Below are 17,848 nucleotides of genomic sequence, written 5' to 3'. Positions count from 1 at the left end.
CGCGCCAACCCGCCGGGCGGGATGGACTTGGACACTGCCGGGAGAAATACCACCCCGGTGCGCGACTATTGATGATGTGGAGTGCGAGATTGCCCGGGAAGCGCTGTCGGCGCGGATGGACGGTGAGCGCGAACCCGTGCCCACCGGCCGGGTCGACGAGCACCTGGCGTCCTGCCCGGATTGCCGGCGCTGGCAGGCTCAGATGGAGTCCCAGATGCAGCTGCTGCGCGGCCTGGCCACCACCGACCGCACCCGCATGACGGCGGTTTCCGACACGGTGCACGCTCCGATTCAGCGACGCCGGCCCTGGGCACGCGTGGCACGCATCGGTCTGACCTTGGCGGCGGCATCGGTGCTGGCGCTGGGCCTCGGCCTGGCGGTGGACCGGCCGTTCGGGTGGCCCGTGGCGGCTGCAGTGCTGGTGGCCGTGACGGCCGGGGTGCTGTGGCGGATCCGCTCGGCGGGCGGCACCCGATCAGCTGACCCGGTCGAGGTCGATGACATCACGTTGCCGGACAACGCGTCCCGGGGTCGACGCCGTGGCCACCTGTGGCCGACCGACGGCGCCGCCTGACTCGTCATCGGGTCCGCCACCACCGCAGGGTCAGCTCGGCCGCGACGAACGCCACCAACGACAACCCGAAAAGCGGCGCGAAATAGCCGAATCCGACGGCTGCGGCGATCACCACAGCGGCGTCGAGCGGCCGCAATGCACCCATGGCTGATGCCCGAGGACCGGCGGGCAGCCGAAATGCCCCGGCGGGCCGGCGCCGCCACCACATCCGATAGCCCAGCAGCATCGCCACGATCATGGCGACGGCCACCAAGACCAGCGCGATCTGGTTGACCACTCCGAACAAGACGCCCATGTGGGCGCCGACGATCCAATCGGCCAGCTTGGCCATCACGGGCCAGTCGGCGAAGTTCAACCGGGACGTCACCGCGCCGGTATCCGGGTCGACCACGATCGCGTCGTACCGCGTCGGCCAATCCCGTTTGTTTTCCGCGACCCGCCAGCCATGGCCCGGTTCAGCCGGCGGATACATCCAGATCGGGTTGCTCAGGTGGGCGTCATGGGCGGCCTGCAGGGCAACATCTGCTCCGCTCGGGTCCGCAGGCCGGGGTGCTGTACCCGCGGGCAGTGCGGTGTCGACGGCAGGCGTCGTCCAGTTCAACTGCAACCGCAGTTCGGCGACATTGGCCCCGGCATAGCGCGACCAGGTCAGACCGGACACGGCCAACAGCGCCACCGCGGCCAACGTCCACACCCCGAGCGCGCCGTGCCACGACAGCAATCGGCGTCGTCCGGTGGCCCGGCGGTCCGGGATGACCAGCTGCTTGCCTCGGCGCCGGCCCAGCCACAGCAGCAACCCGGCGCCGGCGATCACCCACAGCCAACTGGCCGCCAGCTCGCTGTAGTTGCGGCCCAGCGCGCCCAGGTGCAGGTCGCGGTGCAGCTCGTCGAACCACGCCCGCACCGGCAGCCACTGGCCGTAGGTGGTCAGTGCGCCCCGCACCGCCCCGGTGTAGGGGTCGACGAACACGGTCCGGGCGTAGTCCGGCGGCACATCGTCGACGGCCAAGGTGATCTGTGTGGTCTCGGTGGGCCCGGCCGGAGGGCGAATGCTGACCAGGGTGCCTTCGGGGTGGGCCGCGCGGGCCGCGACCAGCTGTTCTGCCAATGGCAGCTGCCGCTCACCGACGGCATCGGCGGTCAGCTCATGGCGGTACACGGCGCTGTCGATCTGCGGTATCACCGCATAGAGCAGGCCGGTACCGGCAGCGAGCAGGATGAACGGCGCGACGAACAGCCCCGCATAGAAATGCAGCCGCAGCATCAGCGGCCGCAGGCGCTGCCAGGTCGACGCCTCTCGGACGCTGGGCAGGACGGGGTCGTGCAGCGGGGTCTGACTCACGGTGCTCTAGTCGGTGTGCGGACCGGCAAAGTTCCCGGTCGGACTGCGTTTTCGCGTCACTACGACGGCCCGTCGTAAACTGGCCGAAAATTGCTGTTCGGGCGGAAGGCCGGTAACTCATGGGCTCGACCCCCTGGTCCTCATCGAAGAAGGCCGGGTCGTCCGCGCTGCCGGTGATCGGCTACCTGATCGCGGCGGGCGCGCTCCTCTGCTACGCGGTCATCTCCGGCGACCGCCGCTTCGTGGCGACCGGCGACAGCTACCCCGGCGCGCTGACCGCGTACCTCGAACCGCTCGGCTACTTCACCGCCACCCTGACCGGCGCCGTCTGCCTCGGTGGTCTGGTCTACATCGTCACCACTGCACGTCCCGATGACCGCGGCCTGATCGACGCGCCGGCATTTCGTATTCACGGTGTCCTGGAACGTGTTTCGGTGGCCTGGTTGGTGACATCCGCCATCATGGTGGTGGTGCAGGCGGCGAGCGACTCAGGCGTGCCTGCGCTGCGATTGCTGTCCAGCGGTGCCCTCGGTGACGCCATCGGCGCCTCGGAGATGTCCCGCGGCTGGGTCGCGACGACCCTGTGCGCGGCAGTGGTCGCCGCGTCGCTGCGATTCGCGCTCCGGTGGGTCAGCATGTTCGTGCTGTTGCTGCCCAGCCTCATCGGGGTCCTGGCGCTACCGGTCACCGGCGGCGCCAGCGAGGGACCCGACCACGACTACGCCACCAGCGCGGCGATCGTCTTCGCGGTGATGCTGGCGGTGCTGACCGGCACCAAGGTCGCCGCTGCCATCAGCCCGCCGGCTGCCGATCTATTCCGCCGGGTGCTGCTCATCCAGACCGGGTGCGGAGCTGGAGCCTTGATCTATGGCGCACTGCTGCTGGCGGAGTTCGTGGGTCAGGACGGGCTGACCGGCACCGGTTACGGCCGGTGGGCGATGATCGCGATCATCGCCTTGGCGGCGTCTTGGCTGAACGACGTCGCGACATTGCGGCACTCCGCAGCCGCGAGGGTTTCCACTGCACTGCCGGCAATCACTGCGGTGGCCGCGATATCCGCGATGGCAGTGCAGACCGCCCCTCGGCTGCTGGCACACCAGTTCACCACCTGGGACATCTTCCTCGGCTACGAGCTGCCCCAGCCGCCCAGTGTGGTTCGGATACTGACGGTTTGGCGGTTCGACACCTTCATCGGCGTCGGCGCTCTGGTGCTGGCCGGCGGCTACCTGTATGCGGTCCTGCGGCTGAGGCGCCGTGGCGACAGTTGGCCGGTAGGCCGGTTGGCTGCTTGGCTGATCGGTTGTACGGCGCTGTTTTTCACCAGCAGCTCCGGGGTGAGGGCCTACGGATCCGCGATGTTCAGCGTGCACATGGCCGAGCACATGACGCTGAACATGTTCGTCCCCGTGCTGCTGGTTCTCGGCGGTCCGGTGACACTTGCGCTGCGGACGCTCCCATCAGCAGGTCCCGACGCACCGCCCGGACCACGGGAATGGCTGCTGTGGCTGGTGCATTCGAAGGTCACGGCGTTCATCTCGCATCCGGTGGTGGCCTTCGTACTGTTCGTGGCATCGCTGTACGTCGTCTACTTCACCCCGATCTTCAACACCCTGGTGCGTTACCACTGGGGCCACGAGCTGATGAGCGTGCACTTTCTGTTGGTGGGCTACCTGTTCTACTGGGGCATCATCGGCATCGACCCGGGCCCGAAGCGACTGCCGTTTCTGGGCCGCCTCGGATTGTTGTTCGCGGTGATGCCTTTTCACGCGTTCTTCGGCATCGCGACCATGACCATGACCTCGACCATCGGGGGTTCGTTCTACCGGCTCGTCGGGTTGCCCTGGCTGCCGAGCATCAACGGCGACCAACATCTGGGTGGCGCGATCGCCTGGGGCTCAAGCGAATTGCCGGTGATCGTGGTGGTCATCGCCCTGGTCGCGCAGTGGGCCCGGCAGGATCGGCGGGACTCGACGAGATCGGACCGGCATGCCGATGCCACTTACGGCGCCGGTGACGAAGATCTGGACGCCTACAACGCCATGCTGCGCGAACTGGCCAAGGGCCGGGGCCAGCAGTAGGTTCGCAGCCTGAACTCAGCCGCGCTACCCAATTTTCGGCTCAGCCACGCTACCCAATTTTCGGCTCAGCCGAAGTTCCGCAGCCGCAGGCTGTTCGACACCACAAAGAACGACGAAAATGCCATCGCGGCACCCGAAATCAGCGGATTGAGCAACCCGGCCGCCGCGATCGGAATGGCCGCAATGTTGTAGCCGAATGCCCACACCAGATTCATCCTGATGGTGCGCATGGTGGCCCTGGCCAGATCCAGTGCCTGCGGAACCGAATCGAGGCTGTCCCGGACCAGGATGATGTCCGCGGCGCCGATGGCCACGTCGGTACCGCGGCCGATCGCCAATCCCAAATCGGCACAGGCCAATGCGGGCCCGTCGTTGATTCCATCGCCGACCATCGCGACCATCCGGCCACCGTCACGCAGCTGCTGGATCACGTCCACCTTGCCGTCGGGCAGTACATCAGCGATCACGTCGTCGATGCCGACCGCAGCCGCCACCGCAGCCGCCGCGGCAGCGTTGTCACCGGTCAGCAGAACGGTTTTCAGCCCACGCTCATGCAGGGCCGCGATCGCCCCCGCCGCCGATTCCCGCACCGCGTCGGACACCGCGACCGCGCCACACGGCCGACCGTCGACCGCGACATACACCACGGTCTCGCCGCGAGATTCGGCCGCACGTCGGGCCGAGACCAACTCCACAGGCGCATCTTTGGTGACCCAAGAAGGCTTACCGATCTGCACCCGGCGCTCCCCCACCATCCCGACCACACCGCAGCCGGCAGTGGCCTGGAAGTCGGCGACCGCTTGATATTCTGGCGCCGCCGCCGTAATCGCCACCGCGACAGCATGTTCGGCAGCGGACTCCACAGCAGCGGCCAGGGCAAGCACTTCATCGGCATCCCAGCCGGGCGCCGCGGTGATCTCAGTGACCGCCAACCGCCCGGTGGTCAAGGTGCCGGTCTTGTCGAACACCACGGTGTCCACCGCGCGGATGGCCTCCAGCGAGCGATAGCCCTTCAGGAAGATGCCCAACTGGGCACCCCGTCCTGAGGCCACCATCATCGCGGTCGGGGTGGCCAGGCCCAGGGCACACGGGCAGGCGATCACCAGCACCGCCAGCGCCGCCGCGAACGCCTTGTCCGCCCCCGCCCCCGACAGCGCCCAACCCAGCGCGGTCAGCGCCGCGATGCCGAAGACGCACGGTACGAACACCGACGAGATCCGGTCCGCCAGCCGCTGCGCCTGCGCCTTCTGCGCCTGCGCCTCTTCGACCAGCCGCACCATGCCGGCGAACTGGGTGTCGGCGCCCACCGCGGCGGCCTCGACGATCAATCGTCCATCCAGCACCACGGTGCCGCCGACCACGCTGCTGCCCTCGTCGGCCCGGACCGGCTTGGCCTCACCCGTCATCGCACTCATGTCGACCGCCGCGCCGCCCTGCACCACCAAACCGTCGGCGGCGATGGTCTGGCCCGGCCGCACCACAAACTTCTGGCCCTCGGACAGTTCCTCGGCCGGGATCACCATCTCGTCCCCATCCGGGAGCAAGACCGCGACGTTCTTGGCGCTCAGCGCCGCCAGTGCCCGCAGCGCGCTGCCGGCCTTGGATTTGGCCCGCGCCTCGAAGTAGCGGCCGGCCAGCACGAAGACCGTCACCCCGGCGGCGACTTCCAGATAAATCGAGTCACTGCTGCTCAGGGCCTGCCAGACCCCGTGCACCTCACGCATCTGATGGCCGACGAAGACGGTATAGAGCGACCACACCGTCGCAGCCGTGACGCCGACCGAAATCAGCGTCTCCATCGAGGCTGCGCCGTGCCGGGCATTGCGCACCGCCACCTTGTGGAACGGCCAGGCGGCCCAGGTGACCACCGGCGCGGCAAGAGCGGTCAGCACCCATTGCCAGCCCGCGAAGCGGGTGCTCGGCACCACGGCGAACATCACCGACAGATCGGCCAGCGGGACGAACAACACCGCCGCGACGGCCAGCCTGCGCAGCAGGTCACGGGCAGTTTTGAGGTCTTCGTCGGGCTGATCCTGCGGGGGCGTACCCGACCGGGGCGCGGCCTGGTAACCGGCCTTGTCGATGACCTGGCACAGCTCGGCGTCATCGATGTCCACGGGAGCGTCGATGGTCGCCACCCGGGTCGCGTAATTCACCGACGCCTGCACACCGGGCAGCTTGTTGAGCGTCTTCTGCACGCGGACCGCGCACGCGCCACAGGACATGCCGGTCACGTCCAGCTGAACCCGTCGCGCCGTTGGTTCAACAACCGGGGCCGTCATGCTTCTCCTTTGCCGCACATCTACAGCTGCTACCTCGTACATTGGTCGTTCCGCACCGGCCATCGGTTCCCGGGCTCGGCCATCCGATAAGGTCGGCCCGTGACTTTCCGCGGCGACGATGATCTGCTCACCCAGCAGGCCTTGGCCGCCGGACGGGGTGATCGCGCCGCATTAGACCAGTTCATCAAGGGTACCCAGCGCGATGTGTGGCGCACCGTGGCCTACCTGGCCGACCCGATGAGCGCAGATGATCTGACCCAGGAAACCTATCTACGGGCGCTGGGATCGTTGCACCGCTTCACCGGGCGTTCGACGGCGCGGACCTGGTTGTTGTCGATCGCGCGACGCGTGGTCGTGGACCAGATCCGACGTAAGCAGGCCCGCCCGCGCACCGTCGCATTCACGGAGCCGATCGTCGAGATGCAGCAGCCGACAGGGCGGTTCGAGGACATCGTCGAGATCCGGATGCTGCTCGACGGCCTGGATACCGACCGGCGTGACGCCCTGCTGTTGACCCAGGTACTGGGACTTTCCTACACCGAGGCCGCAGAGGTCTGCGGCTGTCCGGTCGGCACCATCCGGTCGCGGGTGGCACGGGCGCGGGATGACCTGCTGCGCGCGGGTGGCCACGGGCAGAGCACCGGCTAAAAAGTCTCGGGAACCAAACGGCCGCGCGCCGCGACTAATTTGGTGTGATCTATCAATCCGTGTTGCGCTGGGCGTTGACCGTGGTGTTCGCCGCCGCGGCCGTGCTCTTCGTCGGCACCGGATACCGCACCGGCCGGCGCAGCGTCTGGACCCTGCACGCATTGGCCTCGGTGGCGATGATCGCGATGGCCTGGCCCGTCGGTATGCAGATCTCTCCGGTTCTCTACGCGCTGGTATTCACCGCCTGCGCACTGTATTTCGCGTGGCTGTCGCTATATGACTCCGGACTTCCGCACCCCGTCTACCACGTCACGATGATGGCCGCGATGGCCGCGATGGGCCTGCTGATGGCGCCGAATACCGCGATTCCCGCAGCCGGAGCGCAGGCCGTCGGTCACCACTCTCACGCGACGCACGCCGCGTCCGGTACGGCAGCACACCTGACGAACCCCGGCTGGCTCACCGCGGTGTGCGTGGCCCTCGCGGCAGGTTTCGGCGCCGCCACCCTGTGGTGGTTCTACCTGTTGGCCCGTGGACCAGCCCGCCCCTATGGCGACGTACTCATGGCACTGGGCATGAGTGTCTCCTTCGCCGCCATGGCAGCCTGACCAGCCCATTTACCACCTGTTCCCGACGAAAGGACCCACATGCCCAAGATCCGTTCCGCCGCGGCGCTCGCCACCGCCGCGGCCATCGCACTGGCCGCTCCGGCGGCAGCCCACGTCAAGGTCAGCGGCGAGGGCACCCAGGGCGGCTGGGGTGTGTTGACCTTCCGCGTCCCGACCGAGTCGGACACCGCCTCGACCACCGATCTGCTGGTAACCCTGCCCGATGATCAGCCGATCGTCTCGGTGAGCACCCAACAGAAGCCGGGCTGGACCGCGACCGTCACCAAGAAGCGACTGGCCGTCCCGCAGAAAGACGACGACGGCAACGAGGTATCCGAGTACGTCTCGGCCGTCGAATGGAAGGCCACCGGCCCGGGGGCCGCAATTCCCCCGGGCCAATTCGACACATTCAGCATCTCGGCCGGCCCACTGCCGAAAGTCCCGTCGCTGTCGTTGCCCGCGCTGCAGACCTACAGCGACGGGAAGGTGGTGAATTGGAACGAGAAGGCCGCCGCCGGCCAGGCCGAGCCAGAGCATCCCGCGCCGACGATGACGTTGAAGGCCGCCGGCGAGACCGCACCCACCGCCGCGCCTGCCGCCGCGACACCCGCCTGGCCGGGCATTGCGGCGCTGGCCGTGTCGGTTGTCGCGCTGCTGTTGGGCGTCGCTAACCTGGCTCTGTTACGACGAAAGAATTGACCTCACGCGCAGCACTGTTCGGGCTTCGACTCATCTGTCTGCTCGTCTTTGCGCTGCCCTTCTTCAATGCAGCACCAGCTCGCGCGCATGCTGTACTGGTCGCCAGCGACCCGGTTGACGGTTCGACGCTGACCACGGCGCCGGCCCGGGTCAGCCTCACCTTCGATGAACCGGTTCGAATGATTCCCGGTGCAGTACAGGTGATTTCATCGGCGGGACCCAAGGTCGACCGGGGCGCCCGGCTACTGTCCGGCGGCACGGTGATCGAGTTGACTCTGCCCCCGGACCTGGGTCGCGGCAGCTACGCCGCGATGTGGCGGTTGATCTCCGCCGACGGCCACGAGGTGTCGGGTTCGGTGAGTTTCGGTGTGGGACAAAGCCCGAACGCGCCGCCGCCGACCGCCGCACCCGACCATTCGGTCGCTGTCGGGTCCGGAACCGCGCGCGGCGCCCGGTACGCCGGCCTGGTGCTGTGCGTCGGCCTGCTCGCGACCTGCGAGCTGCTGTGGAATTGGGCACTGGCCTTGCGCCGCACCCGGGTGATGGTCGCCACCGGCTGGGTCCTGCTGGCCACCGCAACCGCGCTCGACTGCACCACCACGGGCCCGGACGCCACGCTGTACACCCAGGCCGGCCTGGTCGTGCTGCTGGGCGGGGCGGCATGGGCGGTACTGCGCGGGAGCCGTTGGGGCAAACCGATATTGGGCATCGTCGCTACGGGGCTGGCGGTCAACATCGCCGCCTCGGGCCATGCCACCGGGTCCTGGCCGGCCGTCGCCTCGACCACCGGGCATCTGTTGGCCATGACGGTCTGGCTGGGTGGCTTGTGCGCGCTGACATTGATCGTGTTGCCGGCGAAACGTTCTGCCGGACTTGATCGCTGGTCCCGCCTGGCATTCGGATGTGTTGCAGCCGTGGTGCTCACCGGCGAGTATCAAGCGTGGCGCCAAGTGTCGCCAGTCGAGTCGTTGTGGCACACCAGCTATGGACTGGCGTTGTGCGCCAAGCTGTTTCTCGTGGCGCTCATGCTGGGGCTGGCCTACCTGGGCCGTCGACGGCTGGCGCCCGAGCGGCTGCGGCGGACGGTGCCGATCGAGGCCGCCGTCGGCGTGCTGGTCCTGTTGGCAACCACGGTGCTCACCGGGGAACCTCCCGCGCGGACCAGCTTCGGCCCCGCGTTGACCGCGACGGCTTCACTGGACTCGGGACGACAGGCACGCGTCCACTTCGCCACCACCCGGCACGGCGCCATCCCCATCGACGTCACAGTCACCGGGGCCACCGCCGTCCAGGGCATGCTGTCCAGCGCCGAGATCGCCGCGCTTCCGGTGCACTTCACCGCGGGACCCGATGGACAGTGGCACAGCACCTACGCGACCGCGCCCCGATCCGGCCTGTGGACACTGCGACTGTCGGTGCAATTCAGCCCCAGCGATGCCGTTGTCACCAACGTGCCGTTTCAGGCGTGGTGATCGGCCGCGCGACAACTTTGGTCACCGCAGTCACAGCTGTCACATCGCGCGGTTTCTTGTCGGTGGTTCGAACGAGTGTTCCGCTGCGGCGCAGGCCAACCGCTGCAATGCAGGCCGACGGGGTCGGCATCGCCTATCGGGGCGCGCGCATCATCTCGGTAATCAACCGGTAGCGGTCCAGGTTGTGCTTGGCGTCGACCAGCGCGTCGTGCGAGTCACGCGGCCGTACCGGCATGCGAGGACTACCGCAGTCCTCCCAGAACTGCCGTAGTTCCCGGGTGAATCGTGGCATCGCCGGTGGCAGTTCGGTCATTGGTCCCCACAACTGACAGAGCACCACATGGTCATAAGCGCCGACCCAGGCCCACAACTCGATCGGCTCGTCACCGTCGATGCCGAAGAAGTCCTCCAACTCGGACCGGATCTGACGACGCGACCGCCATGACTGCGACGCCGGCGACGGGAGCTTGGGCAGTACGTTCTTCCGGACCCACGGCCCCGCCAACTCAGGATTGAATTCGGTTGATACCGCGTAGTATTCGCGACCGTCTTCAGCAGCCACACCGATCGAGATCAACTCGATGGTGCGACCGTCGTCGATGAACTCGGTGTCGTAGAAATACCGCATTCAGGCAGCCTCGGTTCCAATCCGGTCAGTCGGCGCCGGCGCGGCGTGGATCTCACGGTCCAACTCCCTGTCGACAGCGGCGTCGTCGGGAAACTTTGGCACACCCGCGATCGCATCCTGCAACCAGAGCTTGGCCTGCACCACTGGCCGGCGCAGAAATCGCTCCCGCGCCAAGGCCTTGCGCATCCTGCGGGGTCGGGTGAGGTACCGCCACCGTGCCCACGGAGCGTGCGGCCTGGACAACCGGATCGCTCCGACGAACAGCAGCGGGGTGATGAACATGCCGACCAGCCCGGTCCACACTTTGCCTTTGAGCAGCACGACGATCGCCAACGACAGGGTGAGAGCCGCCCACGCCAGAACCCACACCCGCGCCACCAGATGATGGTCCGCACGCCAGATTCCGATGTCGAAGAACGACAGTGGATTGAATCCGAGCACCAGCAGCCCGGCAAAAGCCACCGCAGCGAACACCGCGTCGACCGACGTTCTGCCGTCCTCGGCCCAGTACACATCGGACAGGTGCAGGATCAGGGCAAACTCGTCGAGCACCAGGGCCCCGCCGATCCCGAAGAAGATCGCCGCGACGGTGAACTCCGGTACTCCGCCGTCAACGGCGAGCGTCACCATCGTCACGCCCGACACCATGACCAGGACCACACCGATCACGACATGATGCACGTGGGTGCCCCCGGCACCCACGTGCATCGAGATGTTGCGCGGTTGCCACCACTTCAGCGGTTCGTCTCGCCCAGCGGTCGCGCGGATGTAGCGCACCACGATGCGGGTGACGAAAAACGTCAGGATGAATGCAACCAGACAACACAGCAACGGCAGTCGCCCACTGGCTACGAAGTCCCTATGGATCAACGTCTGCACGGTCGAGAACTTACGCCGGTAAGTAGGTGTCACCGCCCCCGCGCGGCGCCGACGCGCCGGTCCCCCCGATAGGCTGTTCGGCAAGATGCGTATCAAACGGTCACCCGACGGAACTGGGTTGTGGCCAACCGTTGCATGGCGGCTGTTTCAGTTGCTGGCGGCCGCGGCGCTGCTCTGGGTCAGCTGGCAGCTGTTGGGGCACACTCCGTACCGAATCGACATCGACGTGTATCGGATGGGCGGACGGGCCTGGCTCAACGACTCTCCGCTCTACCGCAGCGGCATGATGTTCCACACTGAGGCCGGGATCGACCTCCCGTTCACCTATCCACCGCTGTCGGCCATCGTCTTCGCGCCCTTTGCCTGGCTGTCTCTGCCCGGCGCCGGAATCCTCATCACAGTCCTGACCTTGGCGATGCTGCTGATCTCCACGCTAATCGTGCTGACCCGCCTCCAGGTGTTCGAGCACTCGTCCGTCGGCGGCTCAGCCGCCGCACGACGGTTCTGGTTAGCGGTGGCGCTCGTGGCGCTCTCCGTGCACTACCTGGAGCCGGTCCATTCGAATTTCAGTTTCGGCCAGGTCAACGTCGTGCTGATGACGCTGGTGATCGCCGACTGTGTGCCTCGCCGGACCCCATGGCCGCGCGGCGTCCTGCTCGGGATTGCCATCGCGCTCAAACTGACCCCGGCGGTGTTCCTGCTGTACTTCCTGCTGCGGCGAGACTTCCGGGCACTGGCGACGACCGTCCTGTCCGCGATCGGCGCCACCCTGGTCGGATTCGCGCTGGCGTGGAGCGACTCCTGGGAGTACTGGACCACCACGGTGCGTCACACCGATCGCATCGGCACGGCGACCTGGCTGACCAACCAGAACATCTCCGGGACCCTGGCCCGACTGGGCCTGGACACGACACCCCGGTTCCTGCTCTGGGCGTCGCTGTGTGTGGCGGTTTTGGCTTTGACCGTGTGGGCGACGCTGCGGGTGCTGAGTCTGGGCCAACCAGTGCTGGCCCTGATGTGTGTGGCGATGTTCGGACTGGTGGTCTCGCCGGTGTCGTGGTCACACCACTGGGTGTGGGCGGTACCGACCCTCATCACGACCGCGGTGCTGTCCTACCGCTTGCGTAGCGCTGCGCTGGCCGCCGTGACGGCGGTCGGCATCGTCATCATGGTGTGGACGCCGATCAAGTTGCTGCCCGAGCACCACGAGACCGCGGCCGCGCTGTGGCGCCAGATCCTGGGCAGTTCGTACGTATGGTGGGCACTCGCGCTGATCGCCGTGGCCGGCAGCCTGCGCGGGCGTGCGACGTCGGACTCGGACCATTCGCACCGCATCGCTTCGGTTCCAGCAACACACTGATCCGAACCATCCCGATTGGACCGGCTCCACCGGCTCACCGAAACCGGCCCATCGAACGCGAGAAATCAGCTGGCTTTGGCCGCCGGAGCCTCGCCCGACGACTTGCCCTCTTTGATGTCAGCGGCATAGAGGTCGACGTACTCCTGGCCGGACAAGCGCATCAGCTCGTACATGACCTCGTCGATCACCGCGCGCTCGATGAAGCGGTTACCAGCCAGGCCCTCGAAGCGACGGAAGTCCATCGGCTTGCCGAATTTGACCTCGACCCGCCCGAAGTGCCACATCTTGCTGCCCGGCGGATTGACCACATTGGTACCGATCATGGCGACCGGAATAACCGGGATGCCGGTCTCCAGTGCGATACGCGCCAGGCCCGTCTTGCCCTTGTACAGCCGGCCATCCGGGGACCGGGTGCCCTCTGGGTACATGCCGAGCAACTTGCCCTGACCCAGGATGCGGGCCGCAGTCGTCAGCGCGGCGGCAGCCGAGTCGGCGTCGGTGCGGTCGATCGGCACCTGTCCGGTCGACGAGTAGAAGAATTTGGTCAGCTTGCCCTTGATGCCGGTGCCGGTGAAGTACTCGGCTTTGGCCAGGAAGGTGATGCGCCGACGCAGTACCAGCGGCAGGTAGAAGCTGTCCGCCACCGCCAGGTGGTTACTGGCCAAGATGACCGCACCGCTGTCCGGAACATATTCCAGCCCTTGAATTTTCGGACGCCCCAGGAGACGCAGCAAGGGGCCCATCAGGATGTACTTGTAAAACCAGAAGAACATCGAACCTCCTGCAGCAGACTCCCGGACGGTGCCTCGCGTCAACCTTACCCACCTGGTGTCGGCCGGACCACATGACGCAGCGGACCTGCTATTCCTCCACGCTGACCGGGATGGGCTGGTATCGGCCGGGCTCGGAGGGCGCCTCCGGCTCCGGGGCACCGGTTGGATCGGTGGGTGGCGGCGGAGCCGCGTCGGTCTCGTTGTCGAGCAACGCGCGCACCATGTCCAGCAGGGCGGTGCTGTGCTCGGCGATCACCGTCAACATCGGGTGCTGCTCGTCGTTGGCCAGTGCAACCAGGGCGCACACCGGGCACCACACCTGCTCGCAACGGCCCGCACCTTCGCCCGTCAGCAGCGTCGCCAAGCCGAATCGAATCGCTGGGTCGACGCGTTCCAGCAAGGTCTGCGCCAGCTGGCGCAACTCAGGCCCGAGATCGGGGTGCACACCACTCACGCGGGCCACACCTCCGGGTTCGGTCGAAAGCGCACGGTCAACTCACTGCCGCGCAACGCGGCGCCGATGACGATGCATCGGCGCAGGACAGACGCCAACGGTACCCGGCGCCTCATACCACCGGAGCCGATGATCAGGTCGTCGTCGACCCGACCGAGAGTCAGTGACCCCGCGTCAACTTGGGGCAACTCTATCCGCAATCGGTACACCGCATCCAAGCCAGAGCCCGATTCCCGGTCCACGATCGGGCGCGGCGGCGCGGGCGGCGGCACACCACCGCGCAACCGGGCCGCGGCCAGCAAGTCCTCCAACGCCTTTGGGCCGATCGGCTCACCAGCCAGGTGCGGCACCAACGCCAACCGCACGTCGCCGATCGCCGCGTCGAGATCCGCGAGCACAGACCGCTGTTCGACGATGCGTTCGGTGTACCAATCGAAGGCCGGGTGCGCGGGCAGGTGCGTGTATTCGAAAGAATCATCCTGCACCAGAACCTGATTCACGATCAGCTCGGCGACCGGAACGCCCATCAACGTCAGCGCCGCCAAGGTGCGCACCGCCTCGGCCGCCACCACACGTTCGGCGGTCAACACCAGGTGTGCGCAGACCCCATCGGTCAGCAGCGCCACCAGCTTGTCGGTGGCGGTCGCCATCGTCTCGATCATTGCGACCATCGCCGCCGAGGGGGCATCGGACAAGCCGGCCGACAGCCGGCGATGCCGCGGCCAGGCGCGCTCCAGGTACAGGCCGAAGGCCGACGGCAACGTCAGCATCCGCATGGCGTCGGCGGTGGATGCGCAGTCGACGATGACGTGGTCCCACTCCCCGCTACCGGCGAGCTCGGCCACCTCGTGCAGGCCCAGCACCTCCTGGATGCCGGGAACCGCAGAAAGTTCTTCGGGCGCAATGTATCCCACATCAGAATCGGGAAACCGTGCGGCGGCCACCGGCGCCACCGCACGCCACCGCGCTTCGAGCAGCGCCAGCGTGTCGAGTTCGAGGGCTTCCAACGACCCGTCGCCGCCCTGATCGAACGGCACCAGGGTCGGCGCGCGCAGGCCGGTCGGGGTGATGTCGACGCCGAGGACGTCCCCGGTGGAATGGGCCTGGTCGGTCGAGACGATCAGCACTCGCTGACCGCCGCGCGCGTCGCGCACCGCGGTCGCGGTTGCCAGCGTGGACTTCCCTACCCCACCCTTGCCGACGAACAGGCTGATCCTGGCTCGGCCCGCCTGATCACTCAGCCTCGACTCGTTTCTTGAGGTCCTTGAGTGCACTGTCGATCAGCCGTCGCTCCGCCTTCCGTTTGAGCAGCCCGATCATCGGAATCACCAGGTCCACCGAGAGTTCATAGGTCACGTCGGTGCCAGCGCCCTTGGGCGACAAGCGATATGTACCGTCAAGAGCCTTGAGCAGCGAGCTGGACACCAACGACCATGTCACCGATTTGCGGTCGGCCGGCCACACGTAGGAAAACACCATGGTGTCCTTGAGCACCGACGCATCGAGCACCAGTCGCGCGGTGCTGGGGTAACCGTCGCTGTCGATCTCCAGGACCTCGGTCTCGTGGTACTCGGCAATCCAATCCGGGTACGAGCCGATATCGGCGATGACGTCCATCACCGTCGACGGGTCGGCGTCGATGTAGATCGTCTGCGAAGTCTTGTCCGCCACGTGTTCTCTTCCCCGAGTCGCCGGCGCACGAAATCATGCGCTCACAGCTGAAAAATGTACCCGCCCGGCGCTCTCGGAGCGCTCGGTACTCAGGCCTCGACAGCCAGCCGAGACACCCCGACCGGCCGGTTGCGCTCCAGATGCGTCTTGATCTCGAATGCCATGTTCTTGCCCGCCACCCGACGGCGATGGTTCATCTGGGGCAGGTCCTGCGCCGCCGACGGCGCGCCCGACACACCCGTCGGCTCGGCATGCAGGAAGTAGTGCAGGATCACGCCGTCCATGACGCCTTCCAACCAGACCTCCATGGTGCCGGTCAGGGCCCCGCTGACCGTCCAGCGCTGGCCCGCAGGGCCACGATCCTCGACCACCTGAAGATTCAAGTCCGGCCACCACCGTCGCCAGTTGCGCTGGTCGGCAACCGCGGCCCCGATATCGGCCGGGTCGGCGCATACGAAAGTCTCGTCGGCGATCTGGATGCTGTTCATCGTTACCAGCTTCACATACGGCCCCGCGGTGTGTGGAAGCACCCGACTACGCTGAGCAACGCCAAGCGACGACCCGAAAGGCCTTACAGTGCGCGAATTCAGCGTTCCCGCAGCTTTCACCATCGGCGAGTACGACAACGTAGTCAGCCCGGTGTACTCCCTGGAGCGGGACGACCCCAACCATGTCGCCATTCAACGGCTGGTGAACGGCACCTGGACCGACGTGACCAGCGCACAGGTCGCCGCTCAGGTCCGGGCCACTGCACTGGGCCTGATCGCCAAGGGCGTCAAGGCCGGCGACCGGGTGGCGCTGCTGTCGGCGACCCGCTATGAGTGGCCGATCATCGACTTCGCGATCCTGTCCATCGGTGCGGTGACCGTGCCGATCTACGAGACCTCGGCCGCCGATCAGATCCGGCACGTGCTGGCCGACTCCGGTGCAATCCTGGTCCTCGCCGAGACCGACGACCACGCCGCCAAGATCGAGTCCGTCCGGGCCGAACTGCCTGCACTCGGCGAGGTGTTGGTGATCGAGGGTTCCGCTCTCGATCAGCTGGCTACCGCCGGCGCAGGCCTGGACCGCGCCGAGCTGGACGCCCGGCTGGCCGCGATCAAGTCGAGCGACCCGGCGACGCTGATCTACACCTCGGGCACCACCGGCCGGCCCAAGGGCTGCCAGCTGACCCACGCCAATCTGCTCGCCGAGCTGCGCGGCGACAAAGCCTGCTTCCCCGATCTGCTGGCCAAGGGCCAGAAACTGCTGGTGTTCCTGCCGCTTGCGCACGTGCTCGCCCGGGCCATCGCGGTGACGGCGTTCACCAACCAGGTGACCCTCGGCTTCACCAGCGACATCAAGAACCTGGTGCCGATCCTCGGCGTGTTCAAGCCGACGCTGGTGGTCTCGGTGCCCCGGGTGTTCGAGAAGGTCTACAACACCGCCGAGCAGAACGCCCGCAACGACGGCAAGGGCAAGATCTTCCAGATCGCGGTCGACACCGCAATCGAGTGGAGCCAGGCTCAGGACACCGGCGGCCCCGGTCTCTTGCTGAGCCTCAAGCACACGCTGTTCGACAAGCTGGTGTACGGCAAGCTCAAGGCCGCCCTGGGCGGCAACTGCGTCGGCGCGATCTCCGGCGGCGCGCCACTGGGGGCCCGCCTCGGCCACTTCTACCGCGGCGTCGGCGTCACCATCTACGAGGGATACGGCCTGACCGAGACCAGCGCCGCCATCACGGTCAACCGGGTCGGTGAACTGAAGGTCGGTTCGGTGGGCAAGCTGGTGCCGGGCAACAGCATGCGGATCGCCGATGACGGCGAGCTGTTGCTGTCCGGCGGCGTGGTGACCAACGGCTACTGGAACAACCCGACCGCCACCGAGGAGGCCTTCACCGACGGCTGGTTCCACAGCGGTGACCTCGGTGCGATCGACGACGACGGCTACCTGTCGATCGTCGGGCGCAAGAAGGAGATCATCGTGACCGCGGGCGGCAAGAACGTCGCCCCGGCACCCCTGGAAGACCGCATGCGTGCGCACCCGCTGATCAGCCAGGCCATGTGCGTCGGCGATCAGGAGCCGTTCATCGCGGCCCTGATCACCATCGATCCCGAAGCGTTCGAAGGCTGGAAGCAGCGCAACGGCAAGGACGCCGGCGCGTCGGTCGGCGACCTGACCGAGGACCCCGCACTCGTCGCCGAGATCCAGAAAGCCGTCGACGACGCCAACACGACGGTGTCCAAGGCCGAGGCGATCCGCAAGTTCCGGATCCTGCCGGTCGACTTCACCGAGGACACCGGTGAGCTGACCCCGACGCTGAAGGTCAAGCGCAAGGTGGTGGCCGAGAAGTTCGCCTCCGACATCGCGGCGCTGTACGGCAGTTCGGCCGACTAGAGCC

Annotated in this window: 17 protein-coding genes; 8 read left to right on the top strand and 9 right to left on the bottom strand. The window is 67.0% G+C overall.

Annotated features, from left to right (window positions below):
* Positions 1-76: 76 nt before the first annotated feature.
* Complete coding sequence (locus ABIA30_RS24425; RefSeq protein ID WP_370070230.1) at positions 77-574, top strand: zf-HC2 domain-containing protein; 498 nt, start codon at positions 77-79, stop codon at positions 572-574.
* Between the two features lie 4 nt (positions 575-578).
* Here ABIA30_RS24425 and ABIA30_RS24420 read toward each other — a convergent pair whose 3' ends face one another.
* Positions 579-1,916: a PepSY-associated TM helix domain-containing protein gene (locus ABIA30_RS24420; RefSeq protein ID WP_370070228.1), complete on the bottom strand. Its 1,338-nt coding sequence runs from the start codon at positions 1,914-1,916 to the stop codon at positions 579-581.
* 119 nt (positions 1,917-2,035) lie between these two features.
* Between ABIA30_RS24420 and ABIA30_RS24415 the strand changes: the two genes are divergently transcribed.
* The gene (locus ABIA30_RS24415; protein WP_370070226.1) at positions 2,036-3,994 is read left to right on the top strand and encodes a cytochrome c oxidase assembly protein; all 1,959 of its coding nucleotides are present in this window, start codon (positions 2,036-2,038) and stop codon (positions 3,992-3,994) included.
* Between the two features lie 65 nt (positions 3,995-4,059).
* Here ABIA30_RS24415 and ABIA30_RS24410 read toward each other — a convergent pair whose 3' ends face one another.
* A complete protein-coding gene (locus ABIA30_RS24410) occupies positions 4,060-6,276 on the bottom strand; it encodes a heavy metal translocating P-type ATPase (protein ID WP_370070224.1) in 2,217 nt (738 codons plus the stop codon).
* Positions 6,277-6,375: 99 nt separating this feature from the next.
* On the opposite strand from ABIA30_RS24410, the gene sigC reads away from it, so the two are divergent.
* Genes sigC through ABIA30_RS24390 form a run of 4 tightly spaced genes read left to right on the top strand, consistent with a single transcriptional unit; the run spans position 6,376 to position 9,703 of the window.
* Positions 6,376-6,924, top strand: coding sequence for an RNA polymerase sigma factor SigC (gene sigC / locus ABIA30_RS24405; protein WP_370070222.1), 549 nt, complete (start codon positions 6,376-6,378; stop codon positions 6,922-6,924).
* A 44-nt stretch (positions 6,925-6,968) separates the two neighbouring features.
* Positions 6,969-7,532 carry a DUF5134 domain-containing protein gene (locus ABIA30_RS24400; protein ID WP_370070220.1) on the top strand — a complete coding sequence of 188 codons (564 nt, stop codon included), beginning with the start codon at positions 6,969-6,971 and terminating at the stop codon, positions 7,530-7,532.
* Between the two features lie 39 nt (positions 7,533-7,571).
* Positions 7,572-8,231, top strand: a complete 660-nt coding sequence (locus ABIA30_RS24395) for a YcnI family protein (protein WP_370070218.1) — start codon at positions 7,572-7,574, stop codon at positions 8,229-8,231.
* On the top strand, positions 8,228-9,703 hold the full coding sequence (locus ABIA30_RS24390) for a copper resistance CopC/CopD family protein (RefSeq protein ID WP_370070216.1): 1,476 nt from the start codon (positions 8,228-8,230) through the stop codon (positions 9,701-9,703). The genes ABIA30_RS24395 and ABIA30_RS24390 overlap by 4 nt, the downstream gene beginning before the upstream one ends.
* 133 nt (positions 9,704-9,836) lie before the next feature.
* Here ABIA30_RS24390 and ABIA30_RS24385 read toward each other — a convergent pair whose 3' ends face one another.
* Both ABIA30_RS24385 and ABIA30_RS24380 read right to left on the bottom strand, forming a co-directional pair.
* Positions 9,837-10,331, bottom strand: coding sequence for a polyadenylate-specific 3'-exoribonuclease AS (locus tag ABIA30_RS24385; protein ID WP_370070214.1), 495 nt, complete (start codon positions 10,329-10,331; stop codon positions 9,837-9,839).
* Positions 10,332-11,210 (bottom strand): hypothetical protein, encoded by an 879-nt coding sequence (locus ABIA30_RS24380; protein ID WP_370070213.1) that lies wholly within the window; start codon positions 11,208-11,210, stop codon positions 10,332-10,334.
* An 85-nt stretch (positions 11,211-11,295) separates the two neighbouring features.
* Between ABIA30_RS24380 and ABIA30_RS24375 the strand changes: the two genes are divergently transcribed.
* Positions 11,296-12,570, top strand: a complete 1,275-nt coding sequence (locus ABIA30_RS24375) for a glycosyltransferase family 87 protein (protein ID WP_370070212.1) — start codon at positions 11,296-11,298, stop codon at positions 12,568-12,570.
* Positions 12,571-12,635: 65 nt separating this feature from the next.
* On the opposite strand, the gene ABIA30_RS24370 is transcribed toward ABIA30_RS24375, so the two are convergent.
* From ABIA30_RS24370 to ABIA30_RS24350, 5 genes are all read right to left on the bottom strand, one after another.
* Positions 12,636-13,343: a lysophospholipid acyltransferase family protein gene (locus ABIA30_RS24370; RefSeq protein WP_370070211.1), complete on the bottom strand. Its 708-nt coding sequence runs from the start codon at positions 13,341-13,343 to the stop codon at positions 12,636-12,638.
* An 88-nt stretch (positions 13,344-13,431) separates the two neighbouring features.
* On the bottom strand, positions 13,432-13,797 hold the full coding sequence (locus ABIA30_RS24365) for a hypothetical protein (protein ID WP_370070209.1): 366 nt from the start codon (positions 13,795-13,797) through the stop codon (positions 13,432-13,434).
* Positions 13,794-15,038, bottom strand: coding sequence for an ArsA family ATPase (locus ABIA30_RS24360; protein WP_370070382.1), 1,245 nt, complete (start codon positions 15,036-15,038; stop codon positions 13,794-13,796). The genes ABIA30_RS24365 and ABIA30_RS24360 overlap by 4 nt, the downstream gene beginning before the upstream one ends.
* Positions 15,031-15,468 carry an SRPBCC family protein gene (locus ABIA30_RS24355; RefSeq protein ID WP_370070207.1) on the bottom strand — a complete coding sequence of 146 codons (438 nt, stop codon included), beginning with the start codon at positions 15,466-15,468 and terminating at the stop codon, positions 15,031-15,033. Before ABIA30_RS24355 ends, ABIA30_RS24360 begins: the two co-directional genes overlap by 8 nt.
* A gap of 89 nt (positions 15,469-15,557) precedes the next feature.
* Positions 15,558-15,956 (bottom strand): polyketide cyclase / dehydrase and lipid transport, encoded by a 399-nt coding sequence (locus ABIA30_RS24350; RefSeq protein ID WP_370070205.1) that lies wholly within the window; start codon positions 15,954-15,956, stop codon positions 15,558-15,560.
* An 88-nt stretch (positions 15,957-16,044) separates the two neighbouring features.
* Here ABIA30_RS24350 and ABIA30_RS24345 point away from each other — a divergent pair, with 88 nt between their 5' ends.
* A complete protein-coding gene (locus ABIA30_RS24345; protein ID WP_370070203.1) occupies positions 16,045-17,844 on the top strand; it encodes a long-chain fatty acid--CoA ligase in 1,800 nt (599 codons plus the stop codon).
* Positions 17,845-17,848: the final 4 nt, after the last annotated feature.

Origin of the sequence: Mycobacterium sp. MAA66 (assembly GCF_041261665.1) — a bacterium.
Classification (GTDB): domain Bacteria; phylum Actinomycetota; class Actinomycetes; order Mycobacteriales; family Mycobacteriaceae; genus Mycobacterium.
This window is presented reverse-complemented; position numbering and strand designations above follow the sequence as displayed.

Excerpts from the sequence above, each read along its gene's own strand:
- ABIA30_RS24350 (WP_370070205.1), bottom strand. The coding sequence starts at position 15,956 with ATGAACAGCATCCAGATCGCCGACGAGACTTTCGTATGCGCCGACCCG.
- ABIA30_RS24410 (WP_370070224.1), bottom strand. The coding sequence starts at position 6,276 with ATGACGGCCCCGGTTGTTGAACCAACGGCGCGACGGGTTCAGCTGGAC.
- ABIA30_RS24415 (WP_370070226.1), top strand. The coding sequence starts at position 2,036 with ATGGGCTCGACCCCCTGGTCCTCATCGAAGAAGGCCGGGTCGTCCGCG.
- ABIA30_RS24375 (WP_370070212.1), top strand. The coding sequence starts at position 11,296 with ATGCGTATCAAACGGTCACCCGACGGAACTGGGTTGTGGCCAACCGTT.
- ABIA30_RS24385 (WP_370070214.1), bottom strand. The coding sequence starts at position 10,331 with ATGCGGTATTTCTACGACACCGAGTTCATCGACGACGGTCGCACCATC.
- ABIA30_RS24395 (WP_370070218.1), top strand. The coding sequence starts at position 7,572 with ATGCCCAAGATCCGTTCCGCCGCGGCGCTCGCCACCGCCGCGGCCATC.
- ABIA30_RS24370 (WP_370070211.1), bottom strand. The coding sequence starts at position 13,343 with ATGTTCTTCTGGTTTTACAAGTACATCCTGATGGGCCCCTTGCTGCGT.